We start from the raw sequence: 434 nt of genomic DNA, 5'->3' as shown, positions 1-434 counted from the left end.
CGCACGCTCCAAGAGCGTCTCCCCGTACGGCATCTGGTGGTCCGACTGGGCGACCACGTCCGGGGCGTGGATCAAGGGCGGCGCCCACCAGGCCACGACGGCCTACGCGTACGACTACGCCGTGCTGCACGTGAAGCCCGAGAAGGGCGGCAAGTCCCTTCAGGAGCAGATCGGTTCGGCCCTGCCGGTGTGGTTCAACGCCCCGTCGGCGAAGAAGATCAAGACGATGAAGGCGCGCGGCTACCCCGCCGAGTCGCCGTACGACGGCTCGAAGATGTACGACTGCCGCGGCGCCACCAAGCGCCTGGTGCTCGGCTACCGCTACCCGAGCGACTACCCGGCCCAGTACATGCTCGGCTGCACGTTGAACGGCGGGGCGTCGGGCGGACCCTGGTTCCTGGCGCACAACGGGCGTACGTATCTGGTGTCCAACA

The 434-nt window shown here is 68.0% G+C and carries 1 pseudogene; it reads left to right on the top strand.

Annotated features, from left to right (window positions below):
• Nucleotides 1-434, top strand: a pseudogene (locus AB0C16_RS40660) (hypothetical protein); the annotation flags it as partial.

The organism is Nonomuraea sp. NPDC048916 (assembly GCF_040649575.1).
GTDB lineage: Bacteria > Actinomycetota > Actinomycetes > Streptosporangiales > Streptosporangiaceae > Nonomuraea.
This window is presented reverse-complemented; position numbering and strand designations above follow the sequence as displayed.